A 16,951-nucleotide genomic window follows, 5' to 3' on the forward strand; every position below is an offset into this window, starting at 1 on the left:
CCGTGGCATCCACGGTCAACGACCACGCCGAGGCGCGACCCGGATACGGACAGCTGCTGCGCACCCGCGGCGCCTGGACGTTCCTGCTTCCCGGTTTTCTGGCCCGGCAGCCCTTCGCGATGCTGACCATCGGCATCCTGCTGCTGGTCGAGCACACCACCGGCTCGTACGGCACGGCGGGCGCCGTCTCGGCGACCGCCGGTGTCGCGATGGCGCTGTTCGCCCCGCAGGGCGGCAAGCTCGCGGACCGCTTCGGGCAGGGCAGGGTGCTGGTGCCCGGCGTGATCGTGCACGCCGCGGCCATCTCCCTGCTGATCACCCTGGCGCTGGCGGGCGCACCGCTGTGGGCCCTGTTCGCGGCGGCGGTACCCGCCGGCGCGTCCACCCCGCAGATAGGCCCGATGGTCCGGGCCCGCTGGGCGGCGCAGCTGGAGGGCTCGCCGCTGATGTCCACGGCGGCGGCCTTCGAGTCGGTCACCGACGAGTTCACCTTCGTGATCGGCCCGGTGCTGGTCACCGCGCTGTCCACCGGTGTGCACCCGGCCGCGGGTCTGATCACCGAGGCAGTGCTGACGCTCGTCGGCGGCCTGCTCTTCGCCTCGCAGCGGCGCACCCAGCCCGAGCCGAGCCGCTCGGGCTCCGGGAGCGGCGAGAAGGCCGTGTCGGCGCTGTCCGTGCCCGGCGTCCGCGTCCTCGCGATCGCCTTCCTGGGCATCGGCTCCGTCTTCGGCGGCATGCAGGTGTCGATGACGGCCTTCACCAAGGAGCTCGGCGAGCCGGGGCTCAACGGTCTGATGTACGGCACGTTCGCGGCCGGGAACATGATCGCGGGCCTCGTCTGCGGTGCCATCGCCTGGCGCGTCACCCCGCAGCGCCGCCTGCTGATCGCCTACCCGCTGCTGGCGCTGGCCACCACCCCGCTGTGGGCCGCGCACGCGCTGCCGCTGCTGGGCGGGCTCGGCCTGCTCGTCGGTCTGTGCATCGCCCCGGCGCTGATCACCGGCTACACGCTGGTGGACTCGCTGGTCCCGCCGACCGCCCGCACGGAGGCCTTCACCTGGCTGACGGGCGCGGTGGGCCTCGGCCAGGCGGCCGGTGCCAGCATCGGCGGCCGGGTGATCGACTCCCACACCGCGAGCGCCGGATTCCTGATCCCGCTGGTCGGCACGGCCGCGGCCCTGGTGGTCCTCCTCACGCTGCGCAAGGCGCTGTCGCCGAAGGGCGAATCGCTCATCGCCGCACGTGGGGTCGGTCACCGCGAGCCCGTATCGGTGGACTGACGGGCCGGAATACTGCACTATGGAGCGTCGTTAGCACTCATTGAGTGAGAGTGCCAGGAGGAGCAAGTGCCGACTTACCAGTACCAGTGCACCGAGTGCGGCGAGGGCCTCGAGGCGGTGCAGAAGTTCACCGATGACGCCCTGACCGTCTGCCCGAGCTGCGACGGACGCCTGAAGAAGGTGTTCTCCGCGGTCGGCATCGTCTTCAAGGGATCCGGCTTCTACCGGAACGACAGCCGTGGCGCGTCGTCCAGCAGCAGCCCGGCGAAGGCCTCCACGCCCTCGTCCGCCCCGAAGAACGGCTCGGACTCCTCGTCGGCCTCTTCTTCGACCTCTTCGGCGTCCTCGGCCTCGTCGTCGAGCGCGTCCACGTCGAGCAGCAGCTCGTCGGCCGCCTGACGCACCACCCCGGCGCATCGGAGCCCGCAGCCCCTCCCGAGGGGCCGCGGGCTCCTGTCGTTCCCGGGTGCGCCGCTAGGGTGGGCCGCATGGTCGAGATGGGTACCGCACAGGCGGACATAGGCGTGATCGGCGGGTCGGGGTTCTACTCCTTCCTGGAAGACGTGACCGAGGTCACGGTCAAGACGCCCTACGGGTCGCCGAGCGACTCTCTCTTCATCGGTGAACTGGCCGGACGGAAGGTCGCCTTCCTGCCCCGCCACGGACGCGGCCACCACCTGCCGCCGCACCGCATCAACTACCGGGCCAACCTGTGGGCCCTCCGCTCGATCGGCGTGCGCCAGGTGCTCGGCCCCTGCGCGGTGGGCGGACTGCGGCCGGAGTACGGACCGGGCACGCTGCTCGTGCCGGACCAGCTCGTGGACCGCACCAAGAACCGGACCCAGACCTTCTTCGACGGCGAGCCGCTGCCGGACGGTTCGGTGCCCGACGTGGTGCACACCACCTTCGCCGACCCCTACTGCCCCGCCGGGCGCGCGGTCGCCCTGGCCGTCGCCCGCGGGCACGGCTGGGATCCGGTGGACGGCGGCACGATGGTGGTGATCGAGGGCCCGCGCTTCTCGACCCGCGCCGAGTCCCGCTGGCACGCCGCCCAGGGCTGGTCGGTGGTCGGCATGACCGGCCACCCGGAAGCGGTCCTCGCCCGCGAACTGGGCCTCTGCTACACCTCCATGTCGCTGGTCACCGACCTCGACGCGGGCGCGGAGACGGGCGACGGCGTCTCGCACGACGAGGTCATGCGCGTCTTCGGCGAAAACGTGGGCCGCCTGCGCGAGGTCCTCTTCGCGGCGGTGTGCGCACTGCCGGAGACGGCGGAGCGGGCTTGTCTGTGCGCGACCTGATGGGGGGCCGCACCGCTTCGGGGTGCGCATGCAGCCCGTGGGGGCACCTCCCAGCGGTAGCTGGGGGAGTTTGAGGACAGCGCGCGGAGCGTGCTTCGGGGTCTGGGGCAGAGACCCCCACGCGGCGGAGCCGCAAATCGACACAGCCGGGAAGGGGCGGGGTGGGGGAAGAAAACCCCCGGCGGGTGGCCGAGTTGTCCACAACCGGGCGGTAGTCCACAGCCCCCAGCGGGATCGCGAAAAGCGCGGGATCGTGAAGTCATCCGGCCCACGAACCCGCAAGGCGGTGCCCCAGCATGCTCCCCTTCACACTCTCGCCCTCCCCCACGGCGCACCCACTCACCGACACCCCGCCCACATGCCCCCGCACGCCCCCACCCACCCGCGGTCTCCCTCAATTCGCACCGGTCCGGGTGGGCAGGAGGTGGTGCGGGCCATGGCGGACGACGCGGCGACGACGGCGGCTGGCCGCCGGGGTCGCCGCCACCGCCGCCGGGGCGGTGACACTGTGCCTGCCGACACTCGCGCACTGCCGCTTCGCATGATCGCCCCGGCGGACCGCCCAGACCTGGCAAAATCGTCCGGAGGTTATGGAACCTGCCATTCCGGTACAGACGGAGACAGTGCAGGCACAGACACAGAGAGGCTGCTCGGTGAGCGAGAAGAAAACAGGCGTCCTTGGCGGCTTCAAGGCATTCCTGATGCGGGGCAACGTCATAGACCTCGCGGTCGCCGTTGTCATCGGTGCGGCGTTCACCAACATCGTCAACTCGGTGGTCAAGGGCGTGATCAACCCGGTCGTCGGCGCCTTCGGCACCAAGGACCTGGGCAACTACGCGGCCTGCCTCAAGGGTCCCTGCTCGAGGAATTCCGCGGGCGAGGTGACCGCCGGTGTCTACATCCAGTGGGGCACGGTGCTCAGCGCGACGCTGACCTTCATCATCACCGCGGCTGTCGTCTACTTCCTGATGCTGCTGCCGATGAAGCGCTGGCAGGACCGCCAAGCGGCCAGGAAGCCCGCGGAGCCGGCGTCGGCGAAGGTGACCGAGATCGAGCTGCTGGAGCAGATCCGCGACGCGCTGACCGAGCAGCGCCGCGGCCCGGAGCCGGAGACGGTCCCGGCCCAGCGCTGACCGCGCGGCGGCCCCGCGGCGGGGCTCAGATGTGGTGGGGCGGCTTCTCGTCCAGGAAGCGGGCCAGGTCGGCGGCGCTGTCGCCACCGGCCGGCCGCTCGCCCCAGCCGCGGTCCGTGTCGTCCGAGGACTGCTGCGACAGCGGGTCGTCGAAGATCAGCGCGGCGGGCCGACGCGGCGGGGTGGGCTCGGCGGCGGGTTCGGGGGCGGTGCTCATGCCTCCAGGGTACGGTCGGGCCGCCCGGCCCACGGTGCCTCCGGCGCGCGCACGGCTGTGGCAGCGGCGACAATCGCCGCATGAGCGATGTGACGCTGCCCACATATGCCCTGTCGGTGCCCGGCCCACGCCCCGAGCGCCGCGCCCCGGACCGTCCGGCATCTGAAGGCGCACCCGAAGAGCGTTCCCTCAGACCATGAGCGAGCCCTCCCCCGGCGCCTCTCACGGCAGTGGTCATGTGCTGCGCCGGATGACCGCCCGTGGCCGCGACGAAGCGCACCGCACGGCCACACCGCTGGAGCTGTTCTTCGACCTGTGCTTCGTCGTCGCGGTGGCCCAGGCCGGCCGGCAGCTGGTGCACGCGCTCGCCGAGGGCCATCAGGGCACCGGCCTCATCGGCTACCTGATGATGTTCTTCGCGATCTGGTGGGCGTGGGTCAACTTCAGCTGGTTCTCCTCCGCGTACGACACGGACGACGTGCTGTACCGCGTGGTGACGCTGGTCCAGATGGCCGGGGTGCTGATCCTGGCGGCGGGCATCCCCCGGGCCTTCGAGCACGGCGAATTCACGGTGGTGTGGTTCGGCTATCTCGTGATGCGGCTGGCGCTGGTCACCCAGTGGCTGCGGGCCGCGCGCTCCTGCGCGGGCGAGGAGCGTCGGACGGCTCTGCTGTACGCGGTGGGGGTGAGTCTGTGTCAGGTCGGCTGGCTGGGGCTGCTGCTCCTGCCCCAGCACGCCAAGCCGTGGCTCTTCCTGGTCATGGCGGTCGTGGAGATGTCGGTGCCCGCGATCGCCGAGCACCGGCACACCACGGGCTGGCATCCGCACCACATCGCGGAGCGGTACGGCCTGTTCACCATCATCGTGCTGGGCGAGACCGTGTCGGCGGCCACGGTCGCCGTCCAGTCGGCGGTGGACGAGCACGAGGCGCTGGGCACGCTGCTGCCGATCGCGGGCGGCGGGCTGCTGATCATCTTCGCGGCGTACTGGATCTATTTCGCGGTGCCCATCCATCTCCACCTGGCCTCCAACCGTCAGGCTTTTCTGTGGGGTTACGGCCACTACCTCGTCTTCGGTTCGGCGGCGGCCATCGGGGCGGGGATCGAGGTGGCGATCGAGGAGGCCGTCGGCAAGGCGCACATCTCGACGTTCGCGGCGTCGGGCGCGGTCACCGTGGCCACGGCGCTGTTCATGTTCTCGGTCTGGCTGATCCACTCCCGGCACCACAAGCGGGGCCTGGCACAGCAGTTGATCCTGCCGGTGTCGGCCGTGCTCGTGCTGGCCTGTACGTTCGCGGGGCATGCCGCGGTCCTGCTGGCCGGTGTGGTGGCGACGGCCACGGTGGCGGTGGGGGTCACCCTGACCTCGCGGCGGGCGGCGGCGGAAAGGACCACAGACACAGCGGAAGGGAAGTGATACGCATGGGGTCATGACTGATGCCCATGCCGCACAGCTCCCCTCCCCCGGCCCCCTCGACGCGCTGACCGACGTGCCCGGACTGCGGGTCGGGCACGCGCACCGCATCGGGGACGGCGCCCTGACCGGCACCACGGTGGTGCTGACCGCCGAAGGGGGCGCGATCGCCGCCGTCGACGTACGGGGCGGCGGGCCGGGCACGCGGGAGACCGACGCCCTCGACCCGCGGAACCTGGTGCAGCACGTCGAGGCGATCGTGCTGTCCGGCGGCAGCGCCTTCGGTCTCGACGCCGCCTCGGGCGTGATGGCCTGGCTGGAGGAGGCGGGCCGCGGCTTCCGGGTCGGCCCCGACCCGGCGCAGGTCGTGCCCGTCGTCCCGGCCGCCGCCCTGTTCGACCTCGGCCGTGGTGGCGACTGGCGGGCCCGCCCCGACGCCGCGCTCGGCAGGCTCGCGGCCGAGGCGGCGGCGCGTACGGAGGCGGGGGCGCCCGTGGAGCAGGGCACGGTCGGCGCCGGTGCGGGCGCGGTGGCCGGGGGCGTCAAGGGCGGCGTCGGGACGGCGAGCGTCGTCCTGCCGTCGGGCACGACGGTCGCGGCGCTGGCCGTCGTCAACGCGGCGGGCTCGGTGGTCGAGCCCACGACGGGTGCGCTGTACGGGCAGTTGGCGCAGGGGCTGGTCGACGTCCCGGCGCCCGAGCGGCACCGTGCCGCCCAGGAGGCGCTGGCGAACGCGCGGCAGGAGTCCGCGAAGCGTGCGGCCTCCTCCGTGCGGCCGCCGCTCAACACCACGCTCGCCGTCGTCGCGACCGATGCCGCGCTGACCCGCGCCCAGGCCCAGAAGCTCGCGGGCACGGCCCACGACGGGCTGGCCCGCGCGGTGCGGCCCGTCCATCTGCTGAGCGACGGGGACACGGTGTTCGCGCTGGCGACAGGGGAGCGCCCGCTGTCCGGGGAGGAGTTGTTCGGCAGCACGATCCTGCCGACGGCGGGCGCGCTCAACGAGATCCTGGCCGCGGGGGCGGACGTGCTGACCCGCTCGGTGGTGAAGGCGGTGCTCGCGGCGGAGGGGGTGGACGGCCCGGGCGGGGTGTTCCCGTCGTACCGCGACCTGTACGGCGGCTGAGGCGGGCCCGAACTGCGGGCCTAGCCCGCGCTGACCCTGATCTTCGACTGGCCGTGCGGCCGCTTCTCCCAGTCGTCCATGAACCGGCCGCGCAGCCCGTGCTTCTCGGCCAGGGCGATCAGTGTCTGCGTGCGGTAGTAGAAGTCCTCGCGCAGCACCTGGTGTTCCGCGCCCTCCGTGCGGTCGAAGGTGAAGTCGAAGAAGCCGCCGGGCGCGAGCACCCGCCCGACGTGCGCGAGGCATTCGTCGATGACCTCGATCGGCGAGTGCGAGAAGACGCTGTGGGCGTGCACCACGTCGAAGTGGGCGTCGGGGAGGAAGTCGAGGGTGAGGTTCCGGGTGATGGTGAGGTGGGGCAGCTTCTCCTGGAGACCGTAGGTCGTGAGGGTCTCCTTGGCCGATATGAGGATGTCGGGCGAGATGTCGATGCCGTAGTAGTGGCCGGCGTCGAGGTGGTCGATGAAGAGCCTGCCCGCGCGGAGGTTGCCGCAGCCGATGTCGAGCATGCGGTGGTGCGGGGCGAGCCCGTGCTCCATGAGGTAGTCGAACTGCATCTCGCCGAGCGCCAGCCAGCGGTCGTGGCTGCGGCTGCCGACGGCCGCCTCGGGGTTGCGCGCGGTGTCGGAGGCCATGACCGCGCGGTAGTAGTCGACGTGGTCCGGGTGCTTCAGCCGGAGCCAGCTGTCACGGGCCGTGCGCTTGAGGTACGGCGCGATGCGCGCCGGGTTGGTCACCGCGTAACGGACCTTGTGGGTGAGGTTGCTGCGGTTTTTGAGCATGGCTTTGGACGACGTCACGGAAGGGACCTCCGACGTATGCGTATGCGTATGCGGTTACGTATGCGGATGTGAGTGCGTGCGGCCGGCCCTCAGAGGACGGCGCGGCGGCGCAGGACGACGCAGATCAGTGCCAGCAGGGCGGCCGCGAGACCGATGAAGATCGCCGTCTCGATCCACTGGAAGACCCAGAAGTCGCTGGTCGGGTAGACCTTGTAGAAGCGGCCGGTGAAGCCCTTCTGCGCCATGCAGGTCTTCAGGTCGGGCAGTCCCTCGCCCTGCCCGCAGGCGGCCGGTTCGTGCACCAGGCGCCCCGCGCGGTCGATGAAGCCGAAGTCCCCCGCCGACTCGGCGGTGCCGATGTACTGCCGCGGCCCGTCGCCCTGGCTGATCCGCGCCACGGGCGAGACCCAGTCGTGGCGGACGGTGTTGAGCAGCACCCGCAGGCCCGCGACCACGACGAGGGTCGTGCCCATCGCGGCCACCGTGCGGCGCAGCAGCAGTCCGGCCGCCGTGCCGGCGACGAGGCCGAAGACCGCGCAGGCCACGGCGGCGGGGCCGGTGGCGTTGAAGATGTAGCCGTCGTGCCAGTAGAGGCCGTCGAGCATGTTGGAGACCGGCTCCCACCACCACACGACGAGGGCGGCGAGGACCGCCGAGGCGACGAGCGTGCCGCCGAGCGCCGTCGTGAAGCGGGTGAGGAACCAGCGGCGGAGGCTGACGCCCTGGGTCAGCGCGAGCTTCCAGGTGCCGCTCTCCAGCTCGCGTCCGAGCAGGGGCGCGCCCCAGAAGACGCCGATGAGCACGGGCAGTGCGGCGCTGAGGGTGCAGAGCGTGCGCATGGCGTCGTTGGTGTCGGCGAGCAACTGGAAGGCGTCGTCGCCGCGGCAGTCGCCGTCCCAGCCCTTGCAGTTCTTCGTGTCGATGTGATGGTCGGCGATGAACGCCATCATGTCCGCGCGCTGGAACACGACCCACGCCGCGCAGGCGGCGAGGAGCGCGGCGCCGACGAGGATCAGGGTGCGCTGCTGACGCCAGGTCAGCCAGAGGGTGCCCTTCACGCCGCGGCCTCCGTGGTGGCGGTACCGGCGGGGGCGGAGCGGAGGTAGGCGAGCAACAGATCTTCCAGGGAGGGGATTTCGGTGACCCACCGGTCGTCGGCGAGGGCGTCGACGGGGTGGCCGTCCGTACGGAGGAGGGCGGTGACCTGGCGGCCGGTGACGGTCGATTCCACGACGGTGGCGCCGCCCAGTCCGGGCGGCAGGCCGTCCTCGCGCGAGCCGTCGGCGCGGCCGGTGAGCAGGAGGTGGTCGTCGCACAGCTGCTGGGCGTCGCCCTGGAGGCGTACGCCGCCGTGCTTGAGGAGCAGCACGTGGTCGCAGACGTTCTCCAGCTCGGACAGGACGTGCGAGGAGAGCACGACGGTGATGCCGCGCTCGGCGACCTCGGCCATGACCAGGCCCATGGCCTCGATGCGCACGAGCGGGTCGAGGTCGGCGAGGGGTTCGTCGAGGAGCAGCAGGCCGGGCCGCTTGCCGAAGGCGAGGGCGAGGGCGACGCGGGTGCACTGGCCCGGGGAGAGCGTGCCGACGCGGGCGTCGAGGGAGATGTCCCCGGCGCGGACGATGCGTTCGGCGGTGGCCTGGTCCCAGTCCCGGTTGAGCTCGCGGCCGAAGCGCAGGGTCTCGTCGACGGTGAAGCGGGGGTAGAGCGGCTTGTCCTGGGCGAGGAAGGCCGTGCGGTCGCGGGCCTCGGCGGTGACCGGGTCGGCGCCGAAGACGCTGATCTCGCCGGTGGTGGGCCGCAGGAGGCCGGTGGCGAGGTGGAACAGCGTGCTCTTGCCGGCTCCGTTGGGGCCGACGAGCGCGGTGATCCGGCCTGCGGGCAGGTCGAAGTCGCAGTCGCGCAGCGCCCATCCGCTGCGGAACCTACGGCCGAGCCGCGTCGCCCGAAGGGCCGTAGAGGCGATCGGGTCGGTCACGTGTCTTCCTCCATGGACTGCGGTGATCGGTGGGACGGGGGTGGTGCGGGGAAGCGTTCGTCGAGGGCGGCGTCGGTGAGAGCCGTGATGTCCGCGCGCTCCAGCCCGGCGTCGCGGGCCCGTGCCACCCAGTCGGTGAACTCCGCGCGCAGCGGTGAGTCCGCCGCGGTCGCGGGCCGGGACAGCGAGCGGCGTACGAACGTGCCCTGCCCGGGCCGGGGCTCGACGAGCCCCTCGCGCTCCAGCTCGCGGTAGGCCCGCAGCACGGTGTTGGGGTTGATCGCGGTGGCCGCGACCACTTCCCTGGCCGTGGGCAGCCGGTCCCCCGGCTCCAGGACGCCGAGCCGGAGGGCCTGCCTGACCTGGTGCGCGAGTTGCAGATAGGTGGCGACGCCACTGCGCCGATCTATCCGGAACACGATCATTCCGCACCCTCGTTTCACTAACGTGTTAGTGGAATGATGCGGAGCGGGAGCCGACCCCGTCAAATCCCGCCGCACCCGTACGCGAGAGCCCCGCGCCACCTGGAGGACAGGTGGCACGGGGCCCGTGGTGCTGCGCCGGTACGGCCGGAAGAACGCCTGCTCAGCGCGGCGCCGACCCCGCCGCGCGGGAGATGCGGGCGCCCAGCTCGGCCAGGTGCGCCACGAGTTCGCCCGGCTCGTGCGCCTCGAATTCGCAGTCGATCAGGGCCAGCCGGAAGGCCACCCACTCCAGGGAGTCCGCCGTCGTGAAGTCCAGGCGGCACCGGTCGTCGTCGAGCGGCTCGGGCGCGCCGAGCGCGCCGGGGAAGCGCGCGGCGACGAAGGACGCGGGGGCGTGCAGGGTGGCCACCACGCGGTACGTCGGCTGGAGGCGCGTCATGGAGCGGCTCATGAACTCCGCCGCGTCCGCCGCCGGCAGCTCGCGCGGGGCGAAGCGCGCGCCCGTGGCGAACGGCTCGCTGACCCGGTCCACCCGGAACGTGCGCCAGTCGTCGCGGTCGATGTCGTACGCCACCAGGTACCACCGGCGCCCCGTGCTCACCAGCCGGTGCGGCTCGACCAGCCGCTGCGTCTCCGTCCCGTCCCCGGTGCGGTAGGCGAACCGCAGCCGTTCGTGGCCGGTGGCGGCCGCGGCCATGACGGTCAGCGTCCGCGGGTCGACGGTGCCCGAGTCGCCCCAGGTCAGCGGCACGGTCGCGGCCTGGAGCGTGGCCACCCGGTGCCGCAGCCGGGAGGGCAGCACCTGTTCCAGCTTGGCGAGGGCCCGTACGGACGCCTCCTCGATGCCGTCGACCGCGTGGCCCGCGCCCGCGCGCAGGCCCACCGCGATGGCGACGGCCTCCTCGTCGTCGAGGACGAGCGGCGGCATCGCCGCCCCCGCGGCCAGCCGGTAGCCGCCGACCGCACCCATCGTGGCCTGCACGGGGTAGCCGAGGTCGCGCAGCCGCTCGATGTCCCGCCGGATCGTGCGCGGGGTGACACCGAGCCGCTCGGCGAGCTCGCTGCCCGGCCACTCGCGCGGGGTCTGGAGCAGGGAGAGCAGGGTCAGCAGCCGTGCCGGAGTGTCGGTCATGTCACCCAGCCTGCCAGCGAAGTGGGACACAGTCTGTCCTACATGCCCTCTAACGTCGGATGCGTTCCCCCCGCTCACCCAGGAAAGGGCTTCTCTTGATGTCCACCGATTCACCGCCTGCCGACCGCCGCCGCTGGCTGGCGCTCGCGGTCGTGATGACCGCGTCCTTCATGGACCTGGTCGATGTCACCATCGTCAACATCGCGATGCCGAGCATCCAGCGGGACATCGACGCCTCGTTCAGCGTCCTGCAGTGGCTCAGCGAGGGATACGCGCTGGCCTTCGCGATCGGCCTGATCACGGGCGGGCGGCTGGGCGACATCTACGGCCGCAAGAGGATGTTCCTGCTGGGCATGGGCGGCTTCACGCTCGCCTCGATGCTGTGCGGCATCGTCAGCGACCCGCAGCTGCTGGTCGCCGCCCGGGTGCTCCAGGGCCTGATGGCCGCGATGATGGTGCCCCAGGTGCTGTCGATCATCCACGTCACCTTCCCCGCCCACGAGCGGGGCAAGGTCTTCGGGATGTTCGGCGCGATCGTCGGCCTCGGCGCGGTCTCCGGCCCGCTGCTCGGCGCGCTGCTCACCCAGTGGAACCTCTTCGGCCTGGAGTGGCGCCCGATCTTCCTGATCAACCTTCCGGTCGGCATCGCCGGTCTGCTCCTCGGCCGCCGCTTCATCATCGAGTCCAAGGCCCCTCGGGCCCTGAAGCTGGACCTCGTCGGTGTGGCCCTGGCCAGCGCCGGGCTGCTGATGCTGCTCTACCCGCTGACGCAGGGCAGGGAGCACGACTGGCCGGTGTGGGGCTTCGTCTCGATGGCGCTCTCCGCGCCGATGTTCGTCGCCTTCGTGCTGTACGAGCGCCACAAGTCCGCCAAGGACGGCTCGCCGCTGGTCGAGCTGTCGCTGTTCAAGGTCAAGAGCTTCGCGGCGGGCATCGGCGTGCAGCTGACCTTCGGTCTGACCTCCGGCATCTTCTTCCTGGTCTGGACGCTGTACATGCAGATCGGCCTCGGCTGGTCGGCGCTGCGGGCGGGCCTGACGGGCGTCCCGTTCTCGCTGGCCGTCTCGGCCGCGGCGGGCATGTCCGTGCAGAAGCTGGTGCCGCGGTTCGGGCGCAAGGTGCTCCAGGCGGGCGCGCTGGTGATGGCCGCGGGCGTGCTCACGTACATCTGGGAGGCCGACCGCTACGGCGCCGGCATCAAGTCCTGGCAGATGGCGCTGCCGCTGGTCGTGATGGGCGTGGGCATGGGCCTGATCGTCGCCCCGATCACCGACGCGGTGCTCTCGGAGGTGCCGCGTGACCACGCCGGTTCCGCGTCCGGGCTGATCAACACGACGCAGCAGCTGGGCAACGCGATCGGCCTCGGCCTGGTCTCGGTCGCCTTCTTCGGCGTCGTCGACAAGGCCGACCCGCGACAGCGGCCCGTCGCGGACATCTTCGGGGACGCGTTCACGCACTCGATGTGGTGGGTCGCGGGTGGTCTCGTGCTGGTCTTCGGGCTGATGTTCCTGCTGCCGCGGCACAAGGCGGCGCCGGAGGCGTCCGTGCCGGAGCAGGAGCTGGTGGCCGCGTAGGCGATCGCCACACGTCTTCGGACGCCGGGCGGGCTGGATCTTCCAGCCCGCCCGGCGTTTTTCCATGTGTGCCCACTTCACGCCCGCTTCCGTTTACTTTTCCGCTCTACTCGCGGTAACGTGCCCGACAACCACAGACTCGGGCATCGAACGGACATAAAACATGTACGCACCGGAGCGGCAGCAAGAGATCTTGCGGATCGCCCGTGAGACCGGGCGCGTGGACGTCCTGTCGCTCGCCGAGGAGTTCCAGGTCACCGCCGAGACCGTGCGTCGCGACCTGAAGGCGCTCGACCGGGCCGGGCTCGTCCGCCGGGTGCACGGGGGTGCCATCCCCGCCGGGCGGCTCGACTTCGAGCCGGACCTCGCCGAGCGCGAGGCCACGGCCGCCGACGAGAAGGACGCCATCGCCCGCGCCGCGCTCGCCGAACTGCCCGCCGACGGCAGCGTGATCATCGACGCGGGCACGACCGCCGCGCGGCTCGCCGCGCTGCTGCCGCTGGAGTCCACGCTCACCGTCGTCACCCACGCCCTGCCGGTCGCCGCGCGCCTCGCCGACCACCCCGGCATCGCACTGCACCTGATCGGCGGGCGCGTGCGGCACCGCACGCGGGCCGCGGTCGACGCCTGGGCCCTGCGCGCGTACGGCGAGATCCACGCCGACGTCGCGTTCCTCGCGACCAACGGCTTCTCCCTCGACGGCGGGCTCACCACCCCCGACCTGGCCGAGGCGGCCGTCAAGCGGGCCGCGGCCGCGGCCGCCCGCCGGGTCGTGCTCCTCGCGGACTCCGGCAAGTACGGGCAGCGGCACTTCGCCCGCTTCGCCGACCTCTCCGCGGTGGACCTGCTGATCACCGACGCGGGGCTCGCCGACGACGACGCGCGGGCGATCGAGGCAGCGGGCCCGGCGGTGGTCCGCGCATGATCCTCACCGTCACCCCCAACCCCAGCCTGGACCGGACGTACGAGATACCGCGGCTGGAGCGCGGCGCCGTCCTGCGCGCCACGACCGACCGCGTCGACCCCGGCGGCAAGGGCGTCAACGTCTCCCGCGCCGTGGCCGCCGCCGGACACCGCACCGTCGCCGTCCTGCCCGTGGGCGGGCCGGAGGGCGAGCTGCTGCTGCGGCTGCTCACCGAGCACGGCATCGAATCCGCGGGCCTGCCCGTACGGAGCGGCTCGACCCGCGTCAACATCTCCGTCGCGGAACCCGACGGCACCCTCACCAAGGTGAACGCCGCGGGACCCGAACTCACCCCGGGCGAGGCCGAGTCGCTGCTCGCGACCGTGGAGGCGCGCTCCGCCGGGGCCGACTGGACGGCCTGCTGCGGCAGCCTCCCGCGCGGGCTCGCGCCCGAGTGGTACGGCGAGTTGGTGGCCCGCGCGCACGCCGCCGGGGCCCGGATCGCCCTCGACACCTCGGGCCCGTCGCTGACCGCCGCGCTGCGGATGCGCCCCGATGTCGTCAAGCCCAACGCCGAGGAGCTCGCCCAGGCGACCGGCCGGGCGCTGATCACGATCGGCGACGTCGTCGCGGCGGCGCGGGAGTTGCGGGCCGCGGGCGCGCGGGCCGTGCTGGCCAGCCTCGGCGCGGACGGCCAGCTGCTCGTCGACGACTCCGGCACGTACTTCGGCACCGCGCGCGTGTCCGCCGTCCGCAGCAACGTCGGTGCGGGTGACGCCTCCCTCGCGGGCTTCCTCACGGCGGGCGGCTCCGGCCCGGAGGCCCTCGCCTCCGCCCTGGCCCACGGCGCGGCGGCGGTCCAGCTGCCGGGCAGCGCGATGCCGGCGCCGGCGGATCTGGATCCGACGGCGGTGACGGTGACTTCACAGATCCCCCTCTCCCGCCTCCTGACGGAGCCGGCGACGTGACCCCGCCGAACCCTTCCCCACCCCCTCCCCCACAGCGTCCGCAGCGCGTGACCGCGAGCAAAGGAGCCCGCGATGAGTGAGCTGATCACCGCGGAACTGGTCGACCTCGACCTGACCGCCGACACCAAGGAAGCGGCGGCGCGTTCCCTCGCCGAACGCATGCTGGCCCTCGGCCGCGTCACCGACCTCGACGGCTTCCTCGCCGATGTCGCCGCGCGCGAGGCGCAGATGCCGACCGGTCTCGACGGCGGCATCGGCATCCCCCACTGCCGCAGCGCGCACGTCACCGAGCCGACGCTCGCCTTCGGCCGGTCCGCCGGCCGGATCGACTTCGGCGCCCCGGACGGCCCGGCGGACCTGATCTTCCTGATCGCGGCCCCCGCGGGCGCGGACAGCGACCACCTCACGATCCTGTCGAGCCTCGCCCGGCAGCTGATGGACCCGGCGTTCACGGACGCCCTGCGCGCGGTCGCGGACGCGGAGGCCGCGGCGGCGCTGGTACGGGGTGACGTGCCGCCGGAGGAGGTCGCGCCTCCCGAGCCCGCGACGCCCGAGCCCGAGCCCACGCCCGCGGCCACGTCCGCCCCCTTCCGTATCGTCGCCGTCACCTCCTGCCCCACCGGCATCGCCCACACCTATATGGCCGCCGAGTCCCTGGAGCAGGCCGCGCGCGCCGCCGGTGTCGAACTCGCCGTCGAGACCCAGGGATCGGCCGGTTTCACCAAGCTGGACCCGAAGGCGATCGCCGCGGCGGACGGCGTGATCTTCGCGCACGACGTCGAGGTGCGCGACCGGGACCGCTTCGCGGGGATGCCCAGCGTCGACGTCGGCGTGAAGGCGGGCATCAACCGGCCCGCCGAACTGATCGCCGAACTGCGGGAGAAGGCCGCGCTCGCCCCTGCGGCGGCCCCACGGGCCCCCATGGACGAGGCGGCCGGGACCGGTGACGGCTTCGCCACCCGGCTGCGCGCCTGGCTGATGACCGGCGTCAGCTACATGGTCCCGTTCGTCGCCGCGGGCGGCCTCCTCATCGCGCTTGCCTTCGCCGTCGGCGGCTACCAGATCAACAAGGCGCCCTCCGTCGCCGAGCACTTCGCCTGGGCGGAGTCGGCGAGCTGGGCCGCGCTGTTCTTCCAGACGGGCGGCGCCGCGTTCGCCTTCCTCGTGCCGGTGCTGGCGGGCTATATCGCGTACGGCATGGCCGACCGCCCCGGACTCGTACCCGGGTTCGTCGGCGGCTCGATCGCGCTGACCGTCAACGCGGGCTTCCTCGGCGGCCTGATCGCCGGTCTGCTCGCGGGCGGCGTGGTGATGGCCGTACAGCGGGTGCGCATTCCGCCCGTGCTGCGCGGCATCATGCCGGTGGTGGTGATCCCGCTGATCTCGTCGGCGGTGGTCGGCTTCCTGATGTTCCTGGTGGTCGGCAAGCCGGTCGCCTCGCTCCAGAAGGCGCTCACCGACTGGCTGAGCGGCCTGTCCGGCGCCAACGCGGTCGTCCTCGGCGTCGTCCTCGGCCTGATGATGTGCTTCGACCTCGGCGGTCCGCTCAACAAGTGCGCGTACGCCTTCGCCGTCGGCGGCCTCGCCGACCCCAACGAGGGCAGCCTCAAGGTGATGGCCGCGGTGATGGCCGCGGGCATGGTCCCGCCGCTGGCGATGGCGCTGGCCACGACCGTGCGCGGCCGCCTCTTCACCAAGGCCGAGCGCGAGAACGGCAAGGCGGCCTGGGTGCTGGGCGCGTCGTTCATCACCGAGGGCGCGATCCCGTTCGCGGCGGCCGACCCACTGCGGGTGATCCCCTCCGCGATGGCGGGCGGCGCGGTCACCGGCGCCCTCTCGATGACCTTCGGCTGCACACTCCGCGCCCCGCACGGCGGCGTCTTCGTGGTCCCGCTGATCGGGGCCCCGCTCCTCTACCTCGTCGCGATCGCGGCGGGCACGGCGGTCACAACGGCCTCGGTCGTCCTCCTGAAGGGCCTCAACAGGCCGACGCCCCAGCCGCTTCCGCGGGAGGAGATCCCGGTCGCGGCCTGACGCGGTCGCTGTCGGAGCCCCGGGCCGCCTGGACAGCAGGCGGCTCGGGGCTTCGGCCGTTACTGCGGCACAGCGCGATGCGCGAACTCCCAATGGGCCGACATCCGGGCCTCGAGGGCCCACACCGCCGACCAGTTCCGGCGCACCGTCGCGTGATGGCGTTCGCGCGTGATTCCGACGCATGCGTCGCAGCCGTCGTCAGAGCCGACAACGATGACGCTCGGCCCGGCCGAATGAGGTACGGACACGACGGCGCGGCCATGGGCGCCGCCCATCAGTGCTCTTCCCGCCAGTGCCGGTCCTTCTCCTCGGCGATCTCGGCGGCGTCGCGGAGGCGGCCCTCCCGCGTTGCCACCACGCGCGCCAGGGTGAACCTATGGCATTTCCTGCACGGTCGAGGGACGCCGATCGCATCCACCGGGGTCCCCAGGATCACCACCTTCTTCAACTCGGCCTCCGTGGGCTCACGCAGCTTGCCCGGCGGGCAGTCCCATTCCCTGCCGCCGCCGACCGGTCGCAGCTGTACGTATGGGCCTTCACTGCCCATGCGCTCCCCGAGCCTGTTCGTCCGGGTGTCCACCGCGTACCGTCCGCTGCCCATATAGTCAGCCTCCGCATTCGCTTCCTGTCGCACACACAGCCAACAAGCGGAGCCCTTCAGCGGGTAGCTTCCGAAGCAGTGGTGA

At 72.4% G+C, this 16,951-nt stretch carries 17 protein-coding genes; 10 read left to right on the forward strand and 7 right to left on the reverse strand.

Going from position 1 to position 16,951, the window contains the following annotated elements; genetic code table 11:
- Positions 1–2 precede the first annotated feature (2 nt).
- From ABD269_RS07235 to mscL, 4 genes are all read left to right on the forward strand, one after another.
- Positions 3–1,280 (forward strand): MFS transporter, encoded by a 1,278-nt coding sequence (locus ABD269_RS07235; RefSeq protein ID WP_344117012.1) that lies wholly within the window; start codon positions 3–5, stop codon positions 1,278–1,280.
- A 66-nt stretch (positions 1,281–1,346) separates the two neighbouring features.
- Entirely contained in the window at positions 1,347–1,679 is a 333-nt protein-coding gene (locus tag ABD269_RS07240; protein WP_301886863.1) for an FmdB family zinc ribbon protein, read from the forward strand.
- An 89-nt stretch (positions 1,680–1,768) separates the two neighbouring features.
- Positions 1,769–2,581 (forward strand): S-methyl-5'-thioadenosine phosphorylase, encoded by an 813-nt coding sequence (locus ABD269_RS07245; RefSeq protein WP_344117013.1) that lies wholly within the window; start codon positions 1,769–1,771, stop codon positions 2,579–2,581.
- Between the two features lie 653 nt (positions 2,582–3,234).
- On the forward strand, positions 3,235–3,714 hold the full coding sequence (gene mscL, locus ABD269_RS07250; protein ID WP_344117014.1) for a large conductance mechanosensitive channel protein MscL: 480 nt from the start codon (positions 3,235–3,237) through the stop codon (positions 3,712–3,714).
- A 25-nt stretch (positions 3,715–3,739) separates the two neighbouring features.
- Here the strand turns inward: mscL and ABD269_RS07255 are convergent, their stop codons facing one another.
- The gene (locus ABD269_RS07255; RefSeq protein ID WP_116212244.1) at positions 3,740–3,931 is read right to left on the reverse strand and encodes a hypothetical protein; all 192 of its coding nucleotides are present in this window, start codon (positions 3,929–3,931) and stop codon (positions 3,740–3,742) included.
- Between the two features lie 196 nt (positions 3,932–4,127).
- On the opposite strand from ABD269_RS07255, the gene ABD269_RS07260 reads away from it, so the two are divergent.
- Positions 4,128–5,348, forward strand: coding sequence for a low temperature requirement protein A (locus ABD269_RS07260; RefSeq protein ID WP_344117015.1), 1,221 nt, complete (start codon positions 4,128–4,130; stop codon positions 5,346–5,348).
- A 13-nt stretch (positions 5,349–5,361) separates the two neighbouring features.
- Positions 5,362–6,471: a P1 family peptidase gene (locus tag ABD269_RS07265; RefSeq protein ID WP_344117016.1), complete on the forward strand. Its 1,110-nt coding sequence runs from the start codon at positions 5,362–5,364 to the stop codon at positions 6,469–6,471.
- 20 nt (positions 6,472–6,491) lie between these two features.
- Here ABD269_RS07265 and ABD269_RS07270 read toward each other — a convergent pair whose 3' ends face one another.
- The 5 genes from ABD269_RS07270 to ABD269_RS07290 form a co-directional block, all read right to left on the reverse strand.
- Positions 6,492–7,250: a class I SAM-dependent methyltransferase gene (locus ABD269_RS07270; protein ID WP_344117261.1), complete on the reverse strand. Its 759-nt coding sequence runs from the start codon at positions 7,248–7,250 to the stop codon at positions 6,492–6,494.
- 89 nt (positions 7,251–7,339) lie between these two features.
- Positions 7,340–8,308: a transporter gene (locus ABD269_RS07275; protein ID WP_344117017.1), complete on the reverse strand. Its 969-nt coding sequence runs from the start codon at positions 8,306–8,308 to the stop codon at positions 7,340–7,342.
- Positions 8,305–9,228: an ABC transporter ATP-binding protein gene (locus ABD269_RS07280; RefSeq protein WP_344117018.1), complete on the reverse strand. Its 924-nt coding sequence runs from the start codon at positions 9,226–9,228 to the stop codon at positions 8,305–8,307. The genes ABD269_RS07275 and ABD269_RS07280 overlap by 4 nt, the downstream gene beginning before the upstream one ends.
- Entirely contained in the window at positions 9,225–9,653 is a 429-nt protein-coding gene (locus ABD269_RS07285) for a GntR family transcriptional regulator (RefSeq protein WP_301886856.1), read from the reverse strand. Before ABD269_RS07285 ends, ABD269_RS07280 begins: the two co-directional genes overlap by 4 nt.
- 160 nt (positions 9,654–9,813) lie before the next feature.
- Entirely contained in the window at positions 9,814–10,785 is a 972-nt protein-coding gene (locus tag ABD269_RS07290; RefSeq protein WP_301886855.1) for a helix-turn-helix transcriptional regulator, read from the reverse strand.
- A gap of 98 nt (positions 10,786–10,883) precedes the next feature.
- On the opposite strand from ABD269_RS07290, the gene ABD269_RS07295 reads away from it, so the two are divergent.
- From ABD269_RS07295 to ABD269_RS07310, 4 genes are all read left to right on the forward strand, one after another.
- Positions 10,884–12,359: an MFS transporter gene (locus tag ABD269_RS07295; RefSeq protein WP_344117019.1), complete on the forward strand. Its 1,476-nt coding sequence runs from the start codon at positions 10,884–10,886 to the stop codon at positions 12,357–12,359.
- 163 nt (positions 12,360–12,522) lie between these two features.
- A complete protein-coding gene (locus ABD269_RS07300) occupies positions 12,523–13,284 on the forward strand; it encodes a DeoR/GlpR family DNA-binding transcription regulator (protein ID WP_344117020.1) in 762 nt (253 codons plus the stop codon).
- Positions 13,281–14,231 carry a 1-phosphofructokinase gene (pfkB, locus tag ABD269_RS07305; RefSeq protein ID WP_344117021.1) on the forward strand — a complete coding sequence of 317 codons (951 nt, stop codon included), beginning with the start codon at positions 13,281–13,283 and terminating at the stop codon, positions 14,229–14,231. The genes ABD269_RS07300 and pfkB overlap by 4 nt, the downstream gene beginning before the upstream one ends.
- Before the next feature lie 72 nt (positions 14,232–14,303).
- A complete protein-coding gene (locus ABD269_RS07310; protein WP_344117022.1) occupies positions 14,304–16,265 on the forward strand; it encodes a PTS fructose transporter subunit IIABC in 1,962 nt (653 codons plus the stop codon).
- A 274-nt stretch (positions 16,266–16,539) separates the two neighbouring features.
- On the opposite strand, the gene ABD269_RS07315 is transcribed toward ABD269_RS07310, so the two are convergent.
- Positions 16,540–16,866, reverse strand: coding sequence for a hypothetical protein (locus ABD269_RS07315; protein ID WP_344117279.1), 327 nt, complete (start codon positions 16,864–16,866; stop codon positions 16,540–16,542).
- Positions 16,867–16,951 lie beyond the last annotated feature (85 nt).

The organism is Streptomyces blastmyceticus (genome assembly GCF_039521185.1).
Lineage (GTDB): Bacteria > Actinomycetota > Actinomycetes > Streptomycetales > Streptomycetaceae > Streptomyces > Streptomyces blastmyceticus.